Raw genomic sequence first — 17,676 nt, 5'->3', positions numbered from 1 at the left:
TCTCTTTTCAAGAGCTATCTCAGCCCTGTACGGGCAACAAAAAGCCGGCTTCAAGAGCCGGCTTTTTTCATGCTTCGGGCCGCAGCCCGAATCAGCGATCAACGCTCGTCACGACGCGGTGCGCGGGGCTTGCGCTCGAAGCTGCGCTCGCCACCACGTTCGCCATGGGGCTGATAAGGCTTGCCGGCACCCTGACCAAAGGCAGGACGACGATCGCCGCCGCCGAAGCCGCGCGATTCACCACTACGGAAGCCGCCTTCGCGGGGAGCACCGGCATGAGCGCCTTCACGGCCACCGCCAAAGCTCTTGCGACCGAAATCGCCGCCTTCACGGCGCTGGGCACCACCAAAGCCGCCACGCGATTCGCCGCCGCCGAAGCTGCGCTCTTGACGCTCGCCACCACGGAAACCGCCGCGATCGCCACCAAAGCTGCCGCGATCATCACGACGCTCGAAGCTGCGCTCTTGACGCTCGCCACCGAAGCTGGGGCGGCCACCGCCGAAGCCGCGATCACCACCACGGTCGCCGCCGCGATCGGCAAAGCGATCACCGCGAGGTGCACCAAAACCGGCGCGATCGCCACCGAAACGGTCACCGCCACGGTCGCCACCGAAACCACCGCGATCATTGCCACGGCCGCCGCCGAAGCTGCCGAAGCCGGACTTGCGACCGTAGCCTTCGCCATCGCGACGACCACCGAAGCCACCGCGACCACCGGCGCCGCCGCCACGACGACCGTCACGCTCGCCAGAGGCGGGGAAACGCTGCTGGGGTTCCATGCCGGGAATGGTCTCGGCCTTGAACTGCTGGCGGGTATAGCCTTCGATGTCGAACACGCGGCGACGGTCGCGGAATTCCGCAAACGTCACGGCCACGCCTTCGCGACCCGCACGACCGGTACGGCCGATACGGTGGGTGTAGTCTTCAGCCTTCATCGGCAGGCCGTAGTTGAAGACGTGGGTGATGGTGGGCACGTCGATACCGCGAGCCGCCACATCGGTGGCCACCAGGATCTGCACCTGGCCGTTGCGCAGCGCCATCAGGCGGCGGTTGCGCAGGCCCTGGCTCAGAGCACCATGCAGGGCCACGGCAGAGAAACCGTCCTGCTGCAGATCGTTGGCCAGACCATCACATTCCACCTGGGTGGACGCAAACACGATGGCCTGGTTGATGCTGCTGTCACGCAGCCAGTGGTCGAGCAGCTTGCGCTTGTGCTGCATGTTGTCGGCCCAGAACAGCGCCTGCTTGATGTTGGCGTGCTTCTCCTGGGGCGTGGCAATCGTGATCTTTTTCACGTTGGCACCGCCGTCATGCATCACGCGCATGGCCAGTTGCTGAATGCGGGGAGCAAACGTGGCGCTGAACATCATGGTCTGCTTGCGCTCGGCCGTCAGCTGGTTGACTTCGGCCAGATCGTCGGAGAAGCCCAGGTCCAGCATGCGGTCGGCTTCGTCGACCACCAGGAACTGCACCTTGTCCAGCTTGATCTGCATGGAGCGCTGCAGGTCCAGCAGACGGCCGGGAGTGGCCACCACCAGATCGGCGTTCTGCAGCTTGGCGATTTGCAGCTGGTAAGGAATGCCGCCCACCACGTTGGCGATGCGGATGCCGCGGCAGTGCTTGACCAGTTCGATGGCGTCATGCGCCACCTGCTGGGCCAGCTCACGCGTGGGGCACAGCACCAGGGCGCCGGGCACGGCGGCCTTGAAGTTGCGGGCGTTGGTGGGGTCCTTGCGCTTGTTGCGCTTGGGGGCGGGCTCGCCCTTGGCCGCAGCTTCGGCGCACAGGCGCTCGAATTCAGCCTTGGCGGCCGCATCGGCCACGGCACGCTGCTTGATCAGGGTGTGCAGCACGGGCAGCAGGAAGGCGGCGGTCTTGCCCGAGCCGGTCTGGCTGGACACCATCAGGTCGATGAAGCCGTCGGCATCGGCACCTTCGCCCATGGCCAGGGGAATCGCTTGCAGCTGCACAGCGGTAGGCTGGGTATAGCCCAGGTCGGTCACGGCCTGGATCAGTTCGGGGGCCAGACCCAGTTCTACGAAGCCATTGGGTTCGTCGGCGGCTTGGGTTTCTTCGACAGCGGCGTCTTCCGCGTCCATATCGGCCAGCATGGCGTCCAGACGGGAATCGAGTTCGGGAGAAGACAAAGCAATATCAGCAGCGGCCACTTGGCCCTGCTCCAGGGAGTTTTCTGTCATGAATAGCTCACGCAAAAAGCGACGCAGTCAGCGTGCTGCTCGCTTCTTTGACGGTTGGTTATCAACATCCACCGTCAGACTTTGACTGGCCCGTTCGCAAAACGGGGCAGATGGGTGTTATGGCTTGTCGTGTCGGCGCTGGGCAGGCCGTTGCACGCAAGTAAGAACCCGGTGTGTGATGGAGATGCGCAAAAATTACCCATTGATCGGGTAAGCAGTGCATTGTCGCATGTACCGGGTTTTCCCGCAAGTGGCAGGGCTATACCGACCCACCACCGCACCATCAGACGCTGAGCAGTTGCTGGCGGTAATGCTGCAGCTCGTCGATGGACTCGTGCACATCGGCCAGGGCCGTGTGGCGCTGCGCCTTCTTGAAGGAGGTATAGGCCTCGGGCTTCCAGCGCTTGGCCAGCTCCTTGAGCGTGCTCACATCGATATTGCGATAGTGAAAGAAATTATTGAGCTTGGGCATGTAGCGCTCCATGAAGCGCCTGTCCTGACCAATGCTGTTGCCGCACAGCGGCGTCTTGCCCTTGGGCACGTATTTGCCCAGAAAGGCAATCAGCGCGGCCTCCGCCTCGGCTTCGCTGATGGTCGAAGCCTTGACCTTGTCGATCAGGCCGCTTTTGCCATGCGTGCCCTTGTTCCAGGCATCCATGCCGCCCAGCAGCTCGTCGGACTGATGAATGGCGAATACCGGGCCTTCGACGCGAATCTGCAGATCGGAGCTGCTGACCACCACGGCAATCTCGATGATGCGGTCGCGGTCGGGGTTCAGCCCCGTCATTTCGCAGTCCAGCCACACCATATTGAGATCGGATTTGGGCAGAACCGGTGGAGTAGCGGCCATGGGGGCGGCGCTGACGGAATTCGTACAGGAAGCTTCAGACATGGCGCAAATTGTCGCCTACACTGCCAATACATGGCTTCCAGACTAGATTTCACATTGGCACTTTCGCTGCTGTTTGCGACGGCCGTGGCCCTGCAATGGCTGCTGCGCGTGTGGCTTGTTTCGCGCCAGGTGCGCCATGTGGCCACCCACCGCGGCGCCGTGCCACCGGCATTTGCCCATCGCATCAGCCTGTCCGCCCATCAGAAGGCGGCCGACTACACGCTGGCCAAGGCCAGGGTGTCGCTGATCGACATCACGCTGTCGGCCGCCGTGCTGCTGTGCTGGACGCTGCTGGGCGGGCTGGACTGGCTCAACCGCTGGCTGCTGGAATTCATCAGCCCCGGCCTGTGGCAGCAGCTGGCGCTGCTTGCCAGCTTTGCCGTGATCTCGGCGCTGATCGAGCTTCCCCTGTCGCTCTATCAGACCTTCAAACTGGAGCAGCGCTTCGGCTTCAACCAGATGACGCCAGGCCTGTGGCTGGCCGATCTGCTCAAGTCGACACTGGTGGGCGCCATCATCGGCCTGCCGCTGGCGGCCCTGATTCTCTGGCTCATGGGCGGGGCCGGCCCGCTGTGGTGGCTCTGGGCCTGGGGCTCCTGGACGGCTTTCAATCTGCTGCTGATGTGGATTTTCCCCAGCTTTATTGCACCGCTGTTCAACAAGTTCGAGCCGCTGGCCGATGAAAGCCTCAAGAGCCGCGTGACCCGGCTGATGGAGCGCTGCGGCTTTGCGGCCAAGGGACTGTTCGTGATGGACGGAAGCCGCCGCTCGGCGCATGCCAACGCCTATTTCACGGGTTTCGGCAATTCCAAGCGCGTGGTGTTCTTTGACACCCTGCTCAGGCAGCTCAGCCCCGGCGAAGTCGAAGCCGTGCTGGCTCACGAGCTGGGCCACTTCAAGCACAAGCACATCAGCAAGCGCATGGTCCTGATGTTCGGCGTCTCGCTGCTGGGCTTTGCGCTGCTGGGCTGGCTCAGCCAGCAACTCTGGTTCTACACGGGACTCGGAGTCTCTGTGCTGCTGGGTCCGAACATCGGCGTGGCTGCCGAAAACAATGCGCTGGCCCTGCTGCTGTTCATGCTGGCGGTGCCGGTGTTCAGCTTCTTCGTCACGCCGCTGATGTCCGCCATGTCGCGCCGCGACGAGTTCGAGGCCGATGCCTATGCCATGCAGCAGGCCGATGGTGCACAGCTGGCTTCGGCACTGCTCAAGCTTTACGAGGACAATGCCTCCACACTCACGCCAGACCCATGGTATGTGAGCTTTTACTATTCACACCCTCCTGCCGTGGATCGCCTGGCGCGCATGCCGGCTCCTGCAGGCAGCTTGTAACACCACAACGAATTCAGACATGAGCACACCCACACTGCAACAGAAAGACTGGTCCCAGCTCAAGCGCAGCGCCCTGAGCACAGAGCAAGTGCAAGAGCAGCTGGCAACCCTTGAGGGCTGGGAGCTGCTGGCCGGCAACGCGGCCATCAGCAAGACCTTCCGTTTCGTGAATTTCTACGAAACCATGGCCTTTGTGAACGCGCTGGCCCTGATTGCCCATCAGCAGGACCACCATCCCGATCTGGAGGTGGGCTACAACCGCTGCAAGGTCAGCCTCAACACCCATGATGTGGGCGGCATCTCCGAGACCGACATCGACTGCGCACGCCGCATCGAAGCACTGCTGAAGCCGGCCTGATCCTTATGGCCAAACAAGGACGGCGCCCAGGCGCCCAAGCAACAGGCGACACCCAGACAGGCCTGGTGGTCGCCAGCTATGGCCGCCACTGCGTGGTCGAGACCCCGGACGGCGAGCGCCGCATCTGCCACCCGCGCGGCAAGAAAAGCCAGGCCGTGGTGGGCGACCATGTGCAATGGCTGGCTCCCCCACCCGGCCAGGGCGATGAGGGCACGATCGAAAAAATTGTGGAACGCCGCAACGTCTTCTATCGCCAGGATGACATTCGCACCAAGACCTTTGCCGCCAACCTGGACCAGCTCCTGATTCTGATAGCCGCCGAGCCGGTATTCAGCGAAGTGCAGCTTGCCCGCGCGCTGATCGCCGCCGAGGCCGCACACATCAAGCCCATCATTGCGCTCAACAAGATGGACCTGGAAGAGCCCTTCCTGCGCGCCTGGCAGCGGCTGGAGCCTTACCGGACCATGCGTGATGCCGCGAACGCTGCACCGCACTACATGGTGCTGCCGCTGTCGCTGGAAGATGCAGACGACGAGGATCGCGACGCCATCATCGGTCTGCTGCAAGGCAAGACCACACTGGTCCTCGGTCCTTCGGGCGTCGGCAAGAGCACCTTGATCAACTTGCTGCTGCCCGACGCCAGGGTGGCGACCAACGAAATCTCGCAGGCGCTGAACACCGGCAAGCACACCACCACCAGCACCACCTTGTACTGGGTGGATGAGGCACGCACCACCGCCATCATCGACTCGCCAGGATTTCAGGAGTTCGGCCTTTATCACATTGCCGCCACGCAACTGGCAGCCTGCATGCCCGACATCGGCGCGCTGGCGGACCAGTGCAAGTTCTACAACTGCACCCATCTGCATGAGCCTGGCTGCGCCGTCATGGCCCAGGTTGAAGCGCAGGACAGCCCCCACTCCATCAGTGCCAACCGCTACCGGATCTATGGCGAGCTGTTCGATGAACTGAGTCAGGAGCCCCGCTACTGAGCGCGAGGCCAGCCAAGCCGGAGGGCCGCGCCATATGAGAGCAATTTCAGCGTTTGCCACGCAGCCATTCCAAGCCCGATGAGCGCCCGCCGCCTGGCTTGGCTGCCGGCCACAACCCGGTGTTCACGTCATGAAGCCCAGAGTTTTACAGCCCTGTTTGCAAGCCGCCCTCGCCATCGCGCTGTCTGCGGGCATGGGCCTGACCTGGGCCCAGGACACGGACTCCGCCCCCAGCTGGGAGGACGAGCCACCCACGCTGTCTCGCTGGATCGAAGAAGGCTACAAGGCCGAGCTGAGCCGGCAGCCATGGCGCGCAGCGCAGCGCTATTGCGCGGCAGCACGCTATGGCAGCATCGAAGCCCAATACCGGCTGGGCCGGCTGCTGTTGCTGGGGCGAGGCATGACGCCCGACCCTGCCACGGGCACGACGCTGCTGGCTCTGGCCGCCCAGCGTGGCCACGAGAAAGCCCGCTTGCTGCTGACCGGCAAGCTCCCCGGCGACCGGCTGCCCGACTGCCTGACCCAGGGCGATGCGCCCGCACAGGAGTTTCTGGAGGCCAGCCAGGAGGCCGTCCCCCACGAGGTGGTAGCCAGCTATGTGAGCAGTCTGCCCAGGGAGAAGCGACGCATGGCCGAGCTGGTGCAGCGCCTCGCGCCACGCTTCTCGATTGATCCGCGGCTGGCACTGGCCATTGTGCGTTCGGAGTCGAATTTCGAGGCGCAGGCGCTGTCGCCGCGCAATGCTCAGGGCCTCATGCAGCTCATTCCCGAGACGGCCGAGCGTTTTGGCGTGCGCGATGCCTGGAATCCCGAGCAGAACGTGCGTGGCGGCCTGGCCTACCTGCGCTGGCTGCTGGAGCGCTTCGAGGGCGATGTGGCACTGGTATCGGCAGCCTACAACGCGGGCGAGAGAACCGTGCAACAGTATGGCGGTGTGCCTCCTTATGCGGAGACGCGTGAATATGTGCGACGCATACTCAGCTTCTATCGTGCCAAGCACCACGAGCGCCCTGCTCGCTGATGGCACCTTGAACAGTGCCCCGCATGCCCGTCGCACCTGAGCCACCTTGGTATATGGCATTGCGCAACACAGGACTTCGATGACCCGCTGCGGCTGAGCGCTCATGCACCAAGCTGCTGCCACGCAGAAGGCGATGTCCGGGTGCTCAACCGAGCAGACGGGCAAAGGTCAGCAAGGCCAGCAGCAGCAGCCAGACCACGACCGAACGCCAGACCAGCCCCACCACACTGCGCAAATGAGCCATTTCCGGCTCCCGCCCCGGAGTGACATCGCTGCCCGTCCACTGTGCATCGTCGCCCTCTTCGCCGTCAGCCGCATCGCGGCGGCGCAAGGCCTCGCCCCCCAGACGTACATTGATGGCACCCGCAGTGGCAGCCAGAATCACGCCATCGTTGTCATTGGGAAAGCGCTGGGCATAGACGCGCCAGTTGTCTATGGCCTCCTCAAAGCTGCCCACCATGGCAAAGGACAGCGCCGTCAGCCGCGCCGGCAGCCAATCGATCACATACCAGGCCTTGGCTGCGGCGGACTGCAAACGCTCGCTGGTCGGTGCCCGAAGACCTTCCGCCCCCTTGCGCGACCAGGCACGCGACAGATATTCAGCCATGCGGTAGAGAATGGCACCCAGCGGTCCCAGCCCCAGAGCCGAGAGAATCGAAAACCAGAACAGCACGCCAAACACATGACGGTGCGCTGCCAGCACCGAGTACTCGATGACATGGCGCACTACTTCGCTGCGTGGTACCTCGCTGGCATCGACCTGCTGCCAATCGGCCAGGGCCTGACGGGCGGCAAATTCATCACCGGCATCGAGCGCATCGCGAATCCGCGTGAAGTGGTGGCTGAACTGGCGAAAACCCAGCGTGACATAGAGCACCGCGACATTCCACAGCATGGCTGCAGGCCAGCCTATGAACTCCATCAGCGCCCAGAATATGCCCAGCACGATAACGCTGGGCAGCAGCACGGCCATCGCCCAGGCAAGCCAGCCATGGTGGGGCTTGCCCGCATCAAAGTTGCTGCGCACGGTCACGGTCCAGGCGCGATAACCGGCCTGTACCAGATTGGATCGGGCCAGCGGGCGCGCCTGTTCCAGCAGCAGTGCGATCAGGATGGCAAAAAAGCTCATTGCTTCATCATAGCTGCGCTGTTTACCGGCTTGTTACAACTGCTGTCTCAAGCCGCCAAAAAACGGTAAAGATTACGCAACATGCCCGCTGTCGCGCCCCAGATATAGCGTTGCTGCTCACCATCCTGATAAGGCATGGCAAACCATTCGCGATCAACCCCCTGCCACAGCATGGCATGACGTTCATGATGCGCGGGATTGAGCAGATAGGACAGGGGAACCTCAAACAGATCGGCCACCTCTCCCGGATTGGGGAAGTAACTGGCCTGCGGGTGAACCAGCGCCACCACAGGGGTGATGTGAAACGCCGTACCTGTCACGTAAATGGGCAAGCGACCCAGCACCTCGACATTCTTGGGAGCCAGTCCCACTTCCTCATGCGCCTCGCGCAATGCCGTGGCCTCGGCCGAAACATCCTGCGGGTCACGTTTACCGCCCGGAAAAGCCACCTGACCCGAGTGCGTGGACAGCCTGGCCGAGCGCACGGTCAGCAACACGGTGGGCTGCTCGCGCATGACGATGGGCACGAGCACGGCCGCATCGGAAGGCTGCCTGGCCGTGATGCGCTTTTCCTGCATGGCCTCGGGCAGCCACTGCGGTGGCTGGGCAAAGCGCATGCGCAAGGCCTGAGGCGTCTGAGCAGCCAGCGGCACAGCCGGCAACTGGCTATCAATGCCCAGAAGGCGAGCCTTGCGCGGATCAACAATGCCCACCACGGGGAGCGAAGAATTATCAGATGCAGGCATGTATGTGTTCGGCCAAACCCCAAAGCAAGAATCACGAACCAAGGCAGACATAAAAAAAGCCGCCACAGCGAACTGTAGCGGCTTTTACGGAATCACTTCCGATGCGTGTATTACTCGGCTGCAGCAGCAGTCTTGCTAACACGCTGGGGCAGCTTTTCCTTGATACGAGCAGACTTGCCGCTACGCTCACGCAGGTAGTACAGCTTGGCACGGCGCACATCACCGCGACGCTTGACTTCGATCTTGGCGATCAGAGGAGAGTAGGTCTGGAACGTACGTTCCACGCCTTCACCGCTGGAGATCTTGCGCACTGTGAAGCCGCTGTTCAGGCCGCGATTACGCTTGGCAATCACCACGCCTTCGTAAGCCTGCACGCGCTTACGGTTACCTTCCACCACGTTCACGCTCACGATGACGGTGTCACCGGGGGCGAATTCGGGGATGGTCTTGTTCAGGCGAGCGATTTCTTCTTGCTCGAGGGTCTGGATCAGATTCATGATTTAGTCCACCTTGATCTTGTCCGCGCCAGAATTGGCAAGCGCCGGGATTGGTGCTATTGCTGCATTACAAGAACAGCCCGAAAGCTGTCCCGCTATTTCCTTGCAGCGGCCGGATAGAGGATCAAAGAACCTGCAATTATAGCTTGGACGCTGTTTTTGCCAAAAAACCCTCATCTTTGGCATTGAGCAGCCCCTGTTCGCGGGCCTGCTCTATCAGCTCGGGCCTGTGCTCGGCCGTGATACTCAAGCGCTGATCGCGACGCCAGCGCTCGATATTGGAGTGATGGCCGGAGAGCAGCGCGGCTGGCACCTCCTGGTCATTCCAGACTTCTGGGCGAGTGTAGTGGGGGCAGTCCAGCAAACCGTCAAGCGCAGGATTGAAGCTGTCCTGCTGAAAGCTGCCTTCATCGTTAAGCACACCGGGCTGCAGACGCGCCAAAGAGTCCAGCAACACCATGGCTGCCAGCTCACCACCCGAAAGTACAAAGTCACCCAGACTCAGTTGATGAGTGACATTTCTATTAATGAAACGCTGGTCAATGCCCTCATAGCGGCCACAGAGCAGCACCGCACCCCGGCTTTCGGCCCAATCGGCCACCACGGCATGCTTGAGGGTCGTACCTATGGGCGAGAATAACACCACAGGAGCAGGCTCTGCCTGTTCCTGTGCATCGACTTCGGCGCGTGCCGAGCGAATCGCTTCGAGGCAGCGCTGCAGCGGCTCGGCCATCATCACCATGCCGGGGCCTCCGCCAAATGGACGATCATCCACACGGCGGTAATTGCCTTCGGCCCAGTCACGCGGATTCCACAGATGCACTGCCACCTGGCCCGAGCTGTAGGCACGGCGCGTCACCCCGCTCTCAAGAAATGGAGCGAACAGCTCAGGAAACAGCGTAATAATGTCGAAACGCATTGATATAAAAGCGATTTAAGCTACAAACTAAATAGCAAAAAAAGCATTCCAGTTCAATAATCGGGCTGCCAGTCGGCCACGATCTTCTTGCCGGCCAGATCCACCGAATCCACATAGGCATCGACAAAGGGTATCAGACGCTCCTGCTCCTTGCCGTCCTGTTCATAGCCCAGCACCAGAACGGTCTGCGGGCCGGTGGCCATCAAGTCCTTGACCACCCCCAGGGTCACACCTTCGCGGTTGACCACGTTCAGCCCCATCAGATCCACCCAGTAGAACTCACCATCCTCGGTCTTGGGGAAATGCTCGCGCGCCACAAAGACGCGGGCACCGCGCAGAGCCTCGGCGGCGTTGCGGTCGGCGACTTCAAGCGAGGTTGCCACGATGGTGTCGGCATGGAAGCGGGCCTGCTTGACGGGCAGCACCACGGTACCCGTGAAATGCTTGGCACCTTTCTCGGCAGGCTGCAAAAACCAGTCCTTGGCGGCAAACAGGGCCTCTGGGGCGCTGCTGAAGGCATGCACCTTGAACCAGCCCTTGATTCCCCAGGCATCGGCAATGCGACCGACTTCAATGGCATCAGCAGGCAAGCTCGTGGCTTGAAGAACAGGCATGTGGCTCATGGGATCAGCAGAAAATGCAGAATTTCAATAAAAAACGGGTCCCGTCAGGCAAGCCAACGGAACCCGCTTTGGTAAAGGTGCCTAGAGAGCGACCGCCTAAATTAGGCAGCAACCTTCTTTGCAGCTTCCTTGATCAGGCGTTCAGCCGTATCGGAAGTTTGAGCACCAACGCTCTTCCAGTAGTTCACGCGGTCCAGAGCCAGACGCAGGCCTTCTTCGGCGCCACGAGCGCTAGGGTTGTAGAAACCCAGACGTTCGATGAAAGCACCGTCGCGACGCACGCGCTTGTCAGCTGCAACGATGTTGTAGAAAGGACGAGCCTTAGAGCCGCCGCGGGAGAGACGAATAACAACCATGATGTTTCCTTCGGGTGGTTACAGCCAGTGCCATCAAAAATTTGACCAGCTGCGCAGGTTTTCTTACAGCGTTTGAGACACGCGACATGACCACCCGGCCAGCGACACGCCGTAAAACCGGAAATTATATCGAGTTCTGCCGAAGCTGCCTATAGCAGCGGCAAATGGGCATAGTCGGCACAGAGGACTTCCTGAAAATGAAGCGCAATTGCCCTGAGCCCCGTAATTGATGCGAAGGGAATAATGGGCGGGTTCTTTCGTTTTCTGCCCGCGCATCAGACCATGAACCAATTTGTTCCCGCCTCGACCCCGACCCCTCGCCCCAAAAACAAGACGCTTGCCTCCTGGCTGGCCTTGCTCGGCGGGCCGCTGGGACTGCATCGCTTCTACCTGCACGGCCTTGGGGACTGGCTGGGCTGGCTGCTGCCCATTCCCACTGCACTTGGCATCTACGGCATCGAGCGCGTGCAGCTGTTGGGGCAGGACGACAGGCTGAGCTGGCTGTTGATCCCTTTGCTCGGCTTCACGATAGCAGGTTGCGCCCTGCGTGCCATCCTTTACGGCCTGATGGAGCAAGGAAACTGGAACCGGCGCTTCAATCCATGGATGGATGCCGACGCGCCTGCAGGGCGCACCCAATGGACCACGATTTTTGCCGTAAGCCTGTCCCTGATGCTGGGGGCCACCGTGCTGATGGCCAGCATCGCCTACAGCTTCCAGCACTACTTTGAATATCAGGTCGAAGAGGCACGCAAGATTTCACAGTAGCTGCAGCGCTCTGAACCAGGGGCTCTCACCCACTCCAAAGCGGCTTCGGCCTCGCCGCTTTTGTAAGCAAAAGTCTAATTTTTCACCTACTGGACGCAAAGCGCCGCCTGCCGATTCCACAGAACTCACAATGCCCAACTGACGAACATCTTGCAAAGACTGCATCCAAGCAGTTTTCGCACTACGACGGCTTTGCTGCACCAGTCCGAAGAGGTCTTATGTCTGCAACCAACGAAAAGTCTGCCAGATCCGAAGTGCACGGGCAAAACGCCTTTCCAGCTGCCACCAGCCTGGTGGGCGTGTACGGAGAACAGCTTTTCCGCATTCTTGAGCAAACCAGCAGCGGCTATGTGTTGCTGGATGCTCAGAACCGGGCACAACGCTGGAATGATGGTTATCTGCAGATATTCCCCTGGCTGGCTTCCGCCCTCAAAGTAGGCATGCCTCTGCAAGCCGCTCTGCAAGCCGCCGCAACAGCAGCCCCGGCCAACGCTGCACCGGCCCTGAACCATATCGCCGAAAGTCATCAAGCCCTGATTGCGCGCCAGCAAGCCAATGCCCAGTTTCAGCTGCCCAATGGACGCAAGCTCAATCTGTCGGCTCACGCCCTATCGGCCAATTACACCGTGCTCGCCTGCAAGGAGCTGCTGCCTCATGGCAACGAGGCAGAAAACCTTTCCTTCTTTGATGTACTGACCAATCTGCCCAACCGGCGCCTGCTGCTGGACAGGCTGTCCCAGGCCATGATCCAGTCCGAGCGCACGGGCTGGCGCGGCGCCTTGCTGACCATAGACATGGAGCCGGTGACGGGCCCGGCCGCCAGCACGGGAGACAGCCAGTCCTGCCTGGCTCCGCACATCGCACAGCGCCTGCTCGGCTGCGTACGCTCCTGCGATACCGTAGCCAGACTGGATGCCGCGCACTTTGTCATCATGGTCTCGGATCTGTCCCCGGATATCGAAATGACCACAGTGCTGGTGGAACGTCTTGGAGAGCGTCTGCAGGAAAGCCTGAACGGCAGCTACCAGCTCGGCCACAAAAGCGTGATGCTGGAGGCCAATATAGGAGCCACCCTGTTCGGCCCGCACTCCCGCTCCGCCACCGAGTTACTGCAGCAGGCAGAGGTCGCCATGTACCGTCTGCGCGATGAAGAGGCTCGCGGCCTGCACTTCTTCAGCCCCGAGCAGCAGGTTCCGGCCAACGACCGCAGCCGCCTGGAGCAGGATCTGCGGGAAGCCCTGCGCCTCGGCCAGTTCGAGCTGCATTACCAGGCCCAGTATTCCGCCAGCGGCGAAGTCAACGGCTTGGAGGCCCTGCTGCGCTGGCGTCATCCCAGGCGAGGTCTGGTACCCCCGCGCATCTTCCTGTCCGTGGCAGAGGAGACCGACATCATCGTTGCGCTTGGCCGCTGGAGCATTCAGGCCGCCTGTGAACAACTGGCCAGTTGGAAAGCCGAGCCGCAACTGGACAGGCTGCCCATCTGCGTCAACATCAGCGCCAAGCAGCTTCGGCAAGCGGACCTGGCCGAGCAAGTGCAGAGCATTCTCAGCCAGACAGGGGCCGACCCTGCATTGCTGCTGCTGGAGCTTTCCGCGCAGACCCTGAGTCCTCTGGATGCGGATAGCGCGAGCAGCCTCAAGCGCATCGGCGCCATGGGTGTGCGGCTGTCACTCGACGATTTTGGTGGCAGCTCCAATATGCAAGAAGCGCTGCAGCAGCTCCCCCTGAACCAGCTCAAGCTCTCGCATTCCCTGGTGCAGCGCCTGGGCCCCAACAATGCCGCCGAGGCCGCCGTACAGGCGGCCATCGCGCTGGCTGCCCGCCATCAGATGACGATCGTCGGCGCAGGGGTGGAAACCCTGGAGCAGCGTGCCCTGCTGGCGCAGCATGGCTGCGAGCATTTCATGGGCTATCTGCTCAGCCCCCCTGCACCGGTCAGCCAACTCAAATCCCTGATGCAGCGGCAGGCAATGCTCGGTCTCCAGGAGGCTGCAGCTTGACCTCCATGTTTCAGCCATGAAAAAAGGCTTCGCAACGCGAAGCCTTTTTCCATTCAGCCCTTGATCGACAAGCAGTTACAGCTATCAATCAAGGAGTTCACAAACTCAATACAGTTGCAGGCTGACCCAGTAGGCAATGGATGCCACAAAGGCGCTGGCCGGAATCGTCAGAATCCATGCCCAGACGATATTGCCTGCCACGCCCCAGCGCACGGCACTCGCGCGCTGCGTGGAACCCACGCCCACGATGGCACCGGTAATGGTGTGTGTGGTCGAGACCGGAACGCCCAGGAAGGTGGCAAAGAACAAAGTCAGAGCACCACCGGATTCGGCGCAGAAGCCACCGACGGGTTTGAGCTTGGTGATCTTCTGGCCCATGGTCTTGACGATGCGCCAGCCGCCAAACATGGTGCCCAGGCCGATGGCCAGGTAGCAGCTGACGATGGTCCACATGGGAGGCTCGGCATCACCGGCATTGGCATAGCCCGTGGCAATCAGCAGCAACCAGATGATACCGATGGTCTTTTGCGCATCGTTGCCGCCGTGACCCAGGCTGTAGGCACCGGCAGAAACCAATTGCAGACGGCGGAACCACTTGTCCACGCGATTGGGACTGGCACGACGGAAAATCCAGGCTACCAGAACCATCATCAGCGAGCCCAGCAGAAAGCCCAGCACGGGAGAGACAAAGATGAAGGCCACCGTCTTCCAGATGCCGCTGGCGATCAGCGCGCCTGCACCGGCCTTGGCAATCACCGCACCCACGATACCGCCAATCAGGGCATGCGAGGAGCTGCTGGGAATGCCGTAGATCCAGGTGATGACGTTCCAGGTGATGGCACCCACCAGAGCGCCGAACACGACATGGGTGTCAACAATGCCCGGCTGAACAATACCCTTGCCCACGGTTGCCGCCACACTGAGGTGGAAGACGAAAACCGCGACAACGTTGAAGAACGCGGCAAATGCCACGGCCTGAGTAGGCTTGAGAACCCCCGTGGAAACCACGGTGGCAATCGAATTGGCAGCGTCGTGAAAGCCGTTCATGAAATCGAACAGCAAGGCGAGCACCACCAGCAAAATCACAACCCAGAGGGCTGCCTGTACCGGCTCCATGATCGGGCTCCAGCGAGAATCAGGAATTCTCGAGGACGATGCCCTCGATCAGGTTCGCCACGTCTTCGCAGCGGTCCGTGATGGTTTCCAGCAGCTCATAGATGGCCTTGAGCTTGATCACCTCACGCACATCGGGCTCTTCACGGAACAGCTTGCTCATGGCCGCGCGCATCACGCGGTCGGCATCGCCTTCCAGGCGGTCGATCTCGTCGCAGGTCTTGCTCGCGGCGTCCACAATCGTGGGATCCGAGAGACGGTCCAGCAGCTTGACGGCATCACGCAGACGCTCGCAGCAACGCACGCACAGATCGGTCAGACGTGTGATTTCGTCTGTCATGTGACGCACGTCATACAGGGCCATGGTCTCGGCCGAGTCCTGAATCAGGTCGGCCACGTCGTCCATGGTGTTGATCAGCGAGTGGATATGCTCGCGATCCAGGGGCGTGATGAAGGTCTTGTGCAGCAGCTTGGTGACATCATGGGTCACGCGATCGGCTGCGCGCTCGGCGTTGTCCACATCAGCGTTGTATTTTTCGCGCAGATGGGGATCGTTGTAATTTGCAACGAGTTGCGAGAAAGCATGAGCTGCTTCAACGATGCGGTCCGCATGTTGATTGAACATCTCGAAAAAATTGCCTTCGCGCGGCAATAGCTTGCCAAACAGCATGAATGCTCCTTACCGGGGAAAAGAAACCAGGCGACTCACTGCAAAAAAAGTGCATGGTTCCCGGCTTAAACGGGGCGGAGTTTACTCTTGAGTCATTGTGCGTTTCAGCGCGTCTTCAAGACACCCCTTCGGGCACCACGAAAAATAAAATACAAGCTCTTCGCCATGCTAGGCGCTGTCATAAAGCCTGTGATTCCTCCAGACAACACCGGAGAGCAGCAATCCGCCCACCCAACGCGCCGACTCCTTGAGCATTTCACTGAGCCACGCGAAAACGTTCCAAATACTTCTTTTTGTAATAAGCAAATTCTATTCAATGACTAAAAAGAATTAAAAGGAACTAAAAAGAAATGAATAAAACAATCAAAGAACCATGAAAAACGTCATTTTTTTGTCATTTTCTTGAATTTAAGGGGAATTAGGGTTCACCCTTGGCTGCAGCAGAGCATCACGGCGAGATAGCGCACTGCGATCGAAAGCGCCAGCAGTCTCGTCGAGGCTTACTCTCCCAGGTAAGCCGCACGCACGCGCGGATCGCTCAGCAAGGTCTGGCCCGGCCCCGTCATGGTGATGATGCCGGACTCCATGACATAGCCTCGATCGGCCAGCGCCAGCGCGCGGCTGGCGTTCTGCTCCACCAGCACCATGGTCACGCCCAGCGCATAGACATCGCTGACCACCTCGAAGATCTTGTCCACCATGATGGGCGACAAACCCATGGAGGGCTCGTCCAGCAGCAGCACCTTGGGCTGACTCATGAGTGCGCGGGCCATGGCCAGCATCTGCTGCTCGCCCCCGGACATGGTGCCTGCCAGCTGATCCTTGCGCTCCTTCAGGCGCGGAAAGATGCCGAACATGCGCTCGATATCCGCCTGTATGCCAGCCTTGTCCTTGCGCGTGTAGGCCCCCATGAGCAGGTTTTCGGTAATCGTCATGCGTGCGAACACGCCGCGCCCCTCGGGCACCATGACCAGGCCTTCGGCCACCAGATCCCAGGCGCCCTTGCCCTTGATGCTTTGGCCCAGATAGAGAATTTCGCCATCGGCAATCGGCAGACCCCGCGTGACAGCCTTCATGGTCGTGGTTTTGCCCGCACCGTTGGAGCCGATCAGCGACACCAGTTCACCCTGATGCACCTGAAAGTCCACGCCCTTGACAGCCTGAATACCGCCATAGCCCACCTTCAGGCCCTTCACCTGCAGCAATACCGGGGCCGTGGATTTGGAGGCCTGCGCCTGTTCCAGCACTTGATCCTGCATCTTCAATGGCCTCCCGTGCCCAGATAGGCTTCAATCACTTTTTCATTCTTTTGCACTTCGGCAGGCGTGCCTTCGGCAATCGGCTTGCCATAGTCCAGCACCGTCACGCGGTCGCACAGGCCCATGACCAGCTTCACATCATGCTCGATGAGCAGGATGGTGCGGTGGTCGTTGCGAATGCGGTCGATCAACTCACGCAACTGCAGCTTCTCGGTCGCGTTCATGCCGGCGGCCGGCTCATCCAGCGCAATCAGCTGCGGGTCCGTCGCCAGTGCACGGGCAATCTCCAGCCGGCGCTGGTCGCCATAGGACAAGGTGCGCGCCTTGAAGTCCGCATATTTGCCGATGCCGACATAGTCGAGCAGCTCGCGCGAGCGGGCGCGAATCGCGGCCTCCTCGGCCTTGAAGCCCTTGGTGCGAAACACCGCCCCGAGCAAACCGGAATGCGTGCGCACATGGCGCCCGACCATGACGTTCTCCAGTGCCGTCATCTCGGCAAACAGCCGGATGTTCTGGAAGGTCCGTGCAATGCCGGCCCTGGCCACCTTGTGCACCGCCGTCGGCTCATAGGGCTTTCCGGCCAGCTCGAATTTGCCGGTGTCGGGCGTATAGAGGCCGGTGATCACGTTGAAAAACGTGGTCTTGCCTGCGCCATTGGGGCCGATCAGGCCATAGACCTGGCCTCTATCAATCTTCATGCTCACACCGGACAGTGCCTGCAAACCGCCAAAGCGCTTGGAGATGTCCGAGACATGAAGGACCGCTGAAGTCGTGCTCTCTGCCATATCAGTTCACATTCCTTG

At 60.8% G+C, this 17,676-nt stretch carries 18 protein-coding genes; 6 read left to right on the top strand and 12 right to left on the bottom strand.

From position 1 onward, the window contains the following. Nucleotides 1-98: 98 nt before the first annotated feature. Nucleotides 99-2,198 (bottom strand): DEAD/DEAH box helicase, encoded by a 2,100-nt coding sequence (locus tag AAIL66_RS00720; protein ID WP_034356574.1) that lies wholly within the window; start codon nucleotides 2,196-2,198, stop codon nucleotides 99-101. Between the two features lie 283 nt (nucleotides 2,199-2,481). After that, entirely contained in the window at nucleotides 2,482-3,048 is a 567-nt protein-coding gene (orn, locus tag AAIL66_RS00715) for an oligoribonuclease (protein ID WP_343495898.1), read from the bottom strand. 72 nt (nucleotides 3,049-3,120) lie between these two features. Here orn and AAIL66_RS00710 point away from each other — a divergent pair, with 72 nt between their 5' ends. The 4 genes from AAIL66_RS00710 (at nucleotide 3,121) to AAIL66_RS00695 (ending at nucleotide 6,793) form a co-directional block, all read left to right on the top strand. After that, nucleotides 3,121-4,422: a M48 family metallopeptidase gene (locus AAIL66_RS00710; RefSeq protein WP_343495784.1), complete on the top strand. Its 1,302-nt coding sequence runs from the start codon at nucleotides 3,121-3,123 to the stop codon at nucleotides 4,420-4,422. Between the two features lie 19 nt (nucleotides 4,423-4,441). Continuing rightward, complete coding sequence (locus AAIL66_RS00705; RefSeq protein ID WP_343495783.1) at nucleotides 4,442-4,780, top strand: 4a-hydroxytetrahydrobiopterin dehydratase; 339 nt, start codon at nucleotides 4,442-4,444, stop codon at nucleotides 4,778-4,780. Nucleotides 4,781-4,785: 5 nt separating this feature from the next. Further along, a complete protein-coding gene (rsgA, locus tag AAIL66_RS00700) occupies nucleotides 4,786-5,772 on the top strand; it encodes a ribosome small subunit-dependent GTPase A (protein WP_052052615.1) in 987 nt (328 codons plus the stop codon). 157 nt (nucleotides 5,773-5,929) lie between these two features. Next, the gene (locus AAIL66_RS00695; RefSeq protein ID WP_343495782.1) at nucleotides 5,930-6,793 is read left to right on the top strand and encodes a transglycosylase SLT domain-containing protein; all 864 of its coding nucleotides are present in this window, start codon (nucleotides 5,930-5,932) and stop codon (nucleotides 6,791-6,793) included. Nucleotides 6,794-6,938: 145 nt separating this feature from the next. On the opposite strand, the gene AAIL66_RS00690 is transcribed toward AAIL66_RS00695, so the two are convergent. The 6 genes from AAIL66_RS00690 to rpsP all read right to left on the bottom strand — a co-directional run bounded on the left by AAIL66_RS00690 (nucleotide 6,939) and on the right by rpsP (nucleotide 11,063). Beyond that, entirely contained in the window at nucleotides 6,939-7,922 is a 984-nt protein-coding gene (locus AAIL66_RS00690; RefSeq protein ID WP_003067835.1) for a CobD/CbiB family protein, read from the bottom strand. A 47-nt stretch (nucleotides 7,923-7,969) separates the two neighbouring features. Further along, on the bottom strand, nucleotides 7,970-8,668 hold the full coding sequence (locus tag AAIL66_RS00685; RefSeq protein ID WP_343495781.1) for a CoA pyrophosphatase: 699 nt from the start codon (nucleotides 8,666-8,668) through the stop codon (nucleotides 7,970-7,972). A 110-nt stretch (nucleotides 8,669-8,778) separates the two neighbouring features. Further along, the gene (gene rplS, locus AAIL66_RS00680) at nucleotides 8,779-9,165 is read right to left on the bottom strand and encodes a 50S ribosomal protein L19 (protein WP_343495780.1); all 387 of its coding nucleotides are present in this window, start codon (nucleotides 9,163-9,165) and stop codon (nucleotides 8,779-8,781) included. A 139-nt stretch (nucleotides 9,166-9,304) separates the two neighbouring features. Then, the gene (gene trmD / locus AAIL66_RS00675; protein WP_343495779.1) at nucleotides 9,305-10,084 is read right to left on the bottom strand and encodes a tRNA (guanosine(37)-N1)-methyltransferase TrmD; all 780 of its coding nucleotides are present in this window, start codon (nucleotides 10,082-10,084) and stop codon (nucleotides 9,305-9,307) included. A 53-nt stretch (nucleotides 10,085-10,137) separates the two neighbouring features. Next, nucleotides 10,138-10,707, bottom strand: a complete 570-nt coding sequence (gene rimM, locus AAIL66_RS00670; protein WP_003067842.1) for a ribosome maturation factor RimM — start codon at nucleotides 10,705-10,707, stop codon at nucleotides 10,138-10,140. Nucleotides 10,708-10,808: 101 nt separating this feature from the next. After that, a complete protein-coding gene (gene rpsP, locus AAIL66_RS00665) occupies nucleotides 10,809-11,063 on the bottom strand; it encodes a 30S ribosomal protein S16 (protein WP_003058210.1) in 255 nt (84 codons plus the stop codon). A gap of 282 nt (nucleotides 11,064-11,345) precedes the next feature. On the opposite strand from rpsP, the gene AAIL66_RS00660 reads away from it, so the two are divergent. Further along, the gene (locus AAIL66_RS00660) at nucleotides 11,346-11,831 is read left to right on the top strand and encodes an NINE protein (RefSeq protein WP_051517717.1); all 486 of its coding nucleotides are present in this window, start codon (nucleotides 11,346-11,348) and stop codon (nucleotides 11,829-11,831) included. A 218-nt stretch (nucleotides 11,832-12,049) separates the two neighbouring features. Beyond that, nucleotides 12,050-13,831: a GGDEF and EAL domain-containing protein gene (locus AAIL66_RS00655; protein WP_343495778.1), complete on the top strand. Its 1,782-nt coding sequence runs from the start codon at nucleotides 12,050-12,052 to the stop codon at nucleotides 13,829-13,831. 105 nt (nucleotides 13,832-13,936) lie between these two features. Here the strand turns inward: AAIL66_RS00655 and AAIL66_RS00650 are convergent, their stop codons facing one another. The 4 genes from AAIL66_RS00650 to AAIL66_RS00635 all read right to left on the bottom strand — a co-directional run bounded on the left by AAIL66_RS00650 (nucleotide 13,937) and on the right by AAIL66_RS00635 (nucleotide 17,658). Next, on the bottom strand, nucleotides 13,937-14,947 hold the full coding sequence (locus AAIL66_RS00650; RefSeq protein ID WP_003067849.1) for an inorganic phosphate transporter: 1,011 nt from the start codon (nucleotides 14,945-14,947) through the stop codon (nucleotides 13,937-13,939). Nucleotides 14,948-14,966: 19 nt separating this feature from the next. Beyond that, entirely contained in the window at nucleotides 14,967-15,614 is a 648-nt protein-coding gene (locus AAIL66_RS00645) for a DUF47 domain-containing protein (RefSeq protein ID WP_003067851.1), read from the bottom strand. A 500-nt stretch (nucleotides 15,615-16,114) separates the two neighbouring features. Then, entirely contained in the window at nucleotides 16,115-16,873 is a 759-nt protein-coding gene (locus AAIL66_RS00640; RefSeq protein WP_034362735.1) for an ABC transporter ATP-binding protein, read from the bottom strand. Between the two features lie 2 nt (nucleotides 16,874-16,875). Then, a complete protein-coding gene (locus AAIL66_RS00635; protein WP_003067855.1) occupies nucleotides 16,876-17,658 on the bottom strand; it encodes an ABC transporter ATP-binding protein in 783 nt (260 codons plus the stop codon). Between the last annotated feature and the right edge of the window lie 18 nt (nucleotides 17,659-17,676).

Origin of the sequence: Comamonas sp. F1-6 (genome assembly GCF_039581415.1) — a bacterium.
Lineage (GTDB): Bacteria > Pseudomonadota > Gammaproteobacteria > Burkholderiales > Burkholderiaceae_C > Comamonas > Comamonas thiooxydans.
This window is presented reverse-complemented; position numbering and strand designations above follow the sequence as displayed.

Coding starts and splice junctions, on each gene's coding strand:
- AAIL66_RS00720 (WP_034356574.1), bottom strand. CDS start 2,198: ATGACAGAAAACTCCCTGGAGCAGGGCCAAGTGGCCGCTGCTGATATT.
- orn (WP_343495898.1), bottom strand. CDS start 3,048: ATGGCCGCTACTCCACCGGTTCTGCCCAAATCCGATCTCAATATGGTG.
- AAIL66_RS00710 (WP_343495784.1), top strand. CDS start 3,121: ATGGCTTCCAGACTAGATTTCACATTGGCACTTTCGCTGCTGTTTGCG.
- AAIL66_RS00705 (WP_343495783.1), top strand. CDS start 4,442: ATGAGCACACCCACACTGCAACAGAAAGACTGGTCCCAGCTCAAGCGC.
- rsgA (WP_052052615.1), top strand. CDS start 4,786: ATGGCCAAACAAGGACGGCGCCCAGGCGCCCAAGCAACAGGCGACACC.
- AAIL66_RS00690 (WP_003067835.1), bottom strand. CDS start 7,922: ATGAGCTTTTTTGCCATCCTGATCGCACTGCTGCTGGAACAGGCGCGC.
- AAIL66_RS00685 (WP_343495781.1), bottom strand. CDS start 8,668: ATGCCTGCATCTGATAATTCTTCGCTCCCCGTGGTGGGCATTGTTGAT.
- rplS (WP_343495780.1), bottom strand. CDS start 9,165: ATGAATCTGATCCAGACCCTCGAGCAAGAAGAAATCGCTCGCCTGAAC.
- trmD (WP_343495779.1), bottom strand. CDS start 10,084: ATGCGTTTCGACATTATTACGCTGTTTCCTGAGCTGTTCGCTCCATTT.
- rimM (WP_003067842.1), bottom strand. CDS start 10,707: ATGAGCCACATGCCTGTTCTTCAAGCCACGAGCTTGCCTGCTGATGCC.
- rpsP (WP_003058210.1), bottom strand. CDS start 11,063: ATGGTTGTTATTCGTCTCTCCCGCGGCGGCTCTAAGGCTCGTCCTTTC.
- AAIL66_RS00660 (WP_051517717.1), top strand. CDS start 11,346: ATGAACCAATTTGTTCCCGCCTCGACCCCGACCCCTCGCCCCAAAAAC.
- AAIL66_RS00655 (WP_343495778.1), top strand. CDS start 12,050: ATGTCTGCAACCAACGAAAAGTCTGCCAGATCCGAAGTGCACGGGCAA.
- AAIL66_RS00650 (WP_003067849.1), bottom strand. CDS start 14,947: ATGGAGCCGGTACAGGCAGCCCTCTGGGTTGTGATTTTGCTGGTGGTG.
- AAIL66_RS00645 (WP_003067851.1), bottom strand. CDS start 15,614: ATGCTGTTTGGCAAGCTATTGCCGCGCGAAGGCAATTTTTTCGAGATG.
- AAIL66_RS00640 (WP_034362735.1), bottom strand. CDS start 16,873: ATGCAGGATCAAGTGCTGGAACAGGCGCAGGCCTCCAAATCCACGGCC.
- AAIL66_RS00635 (WP_003067855.1), bottom strand. CDS start 17,658: ATGGCAGAGAGCACGACTTCAGCGGTCCTTCATGTCTCGGACATCTCC.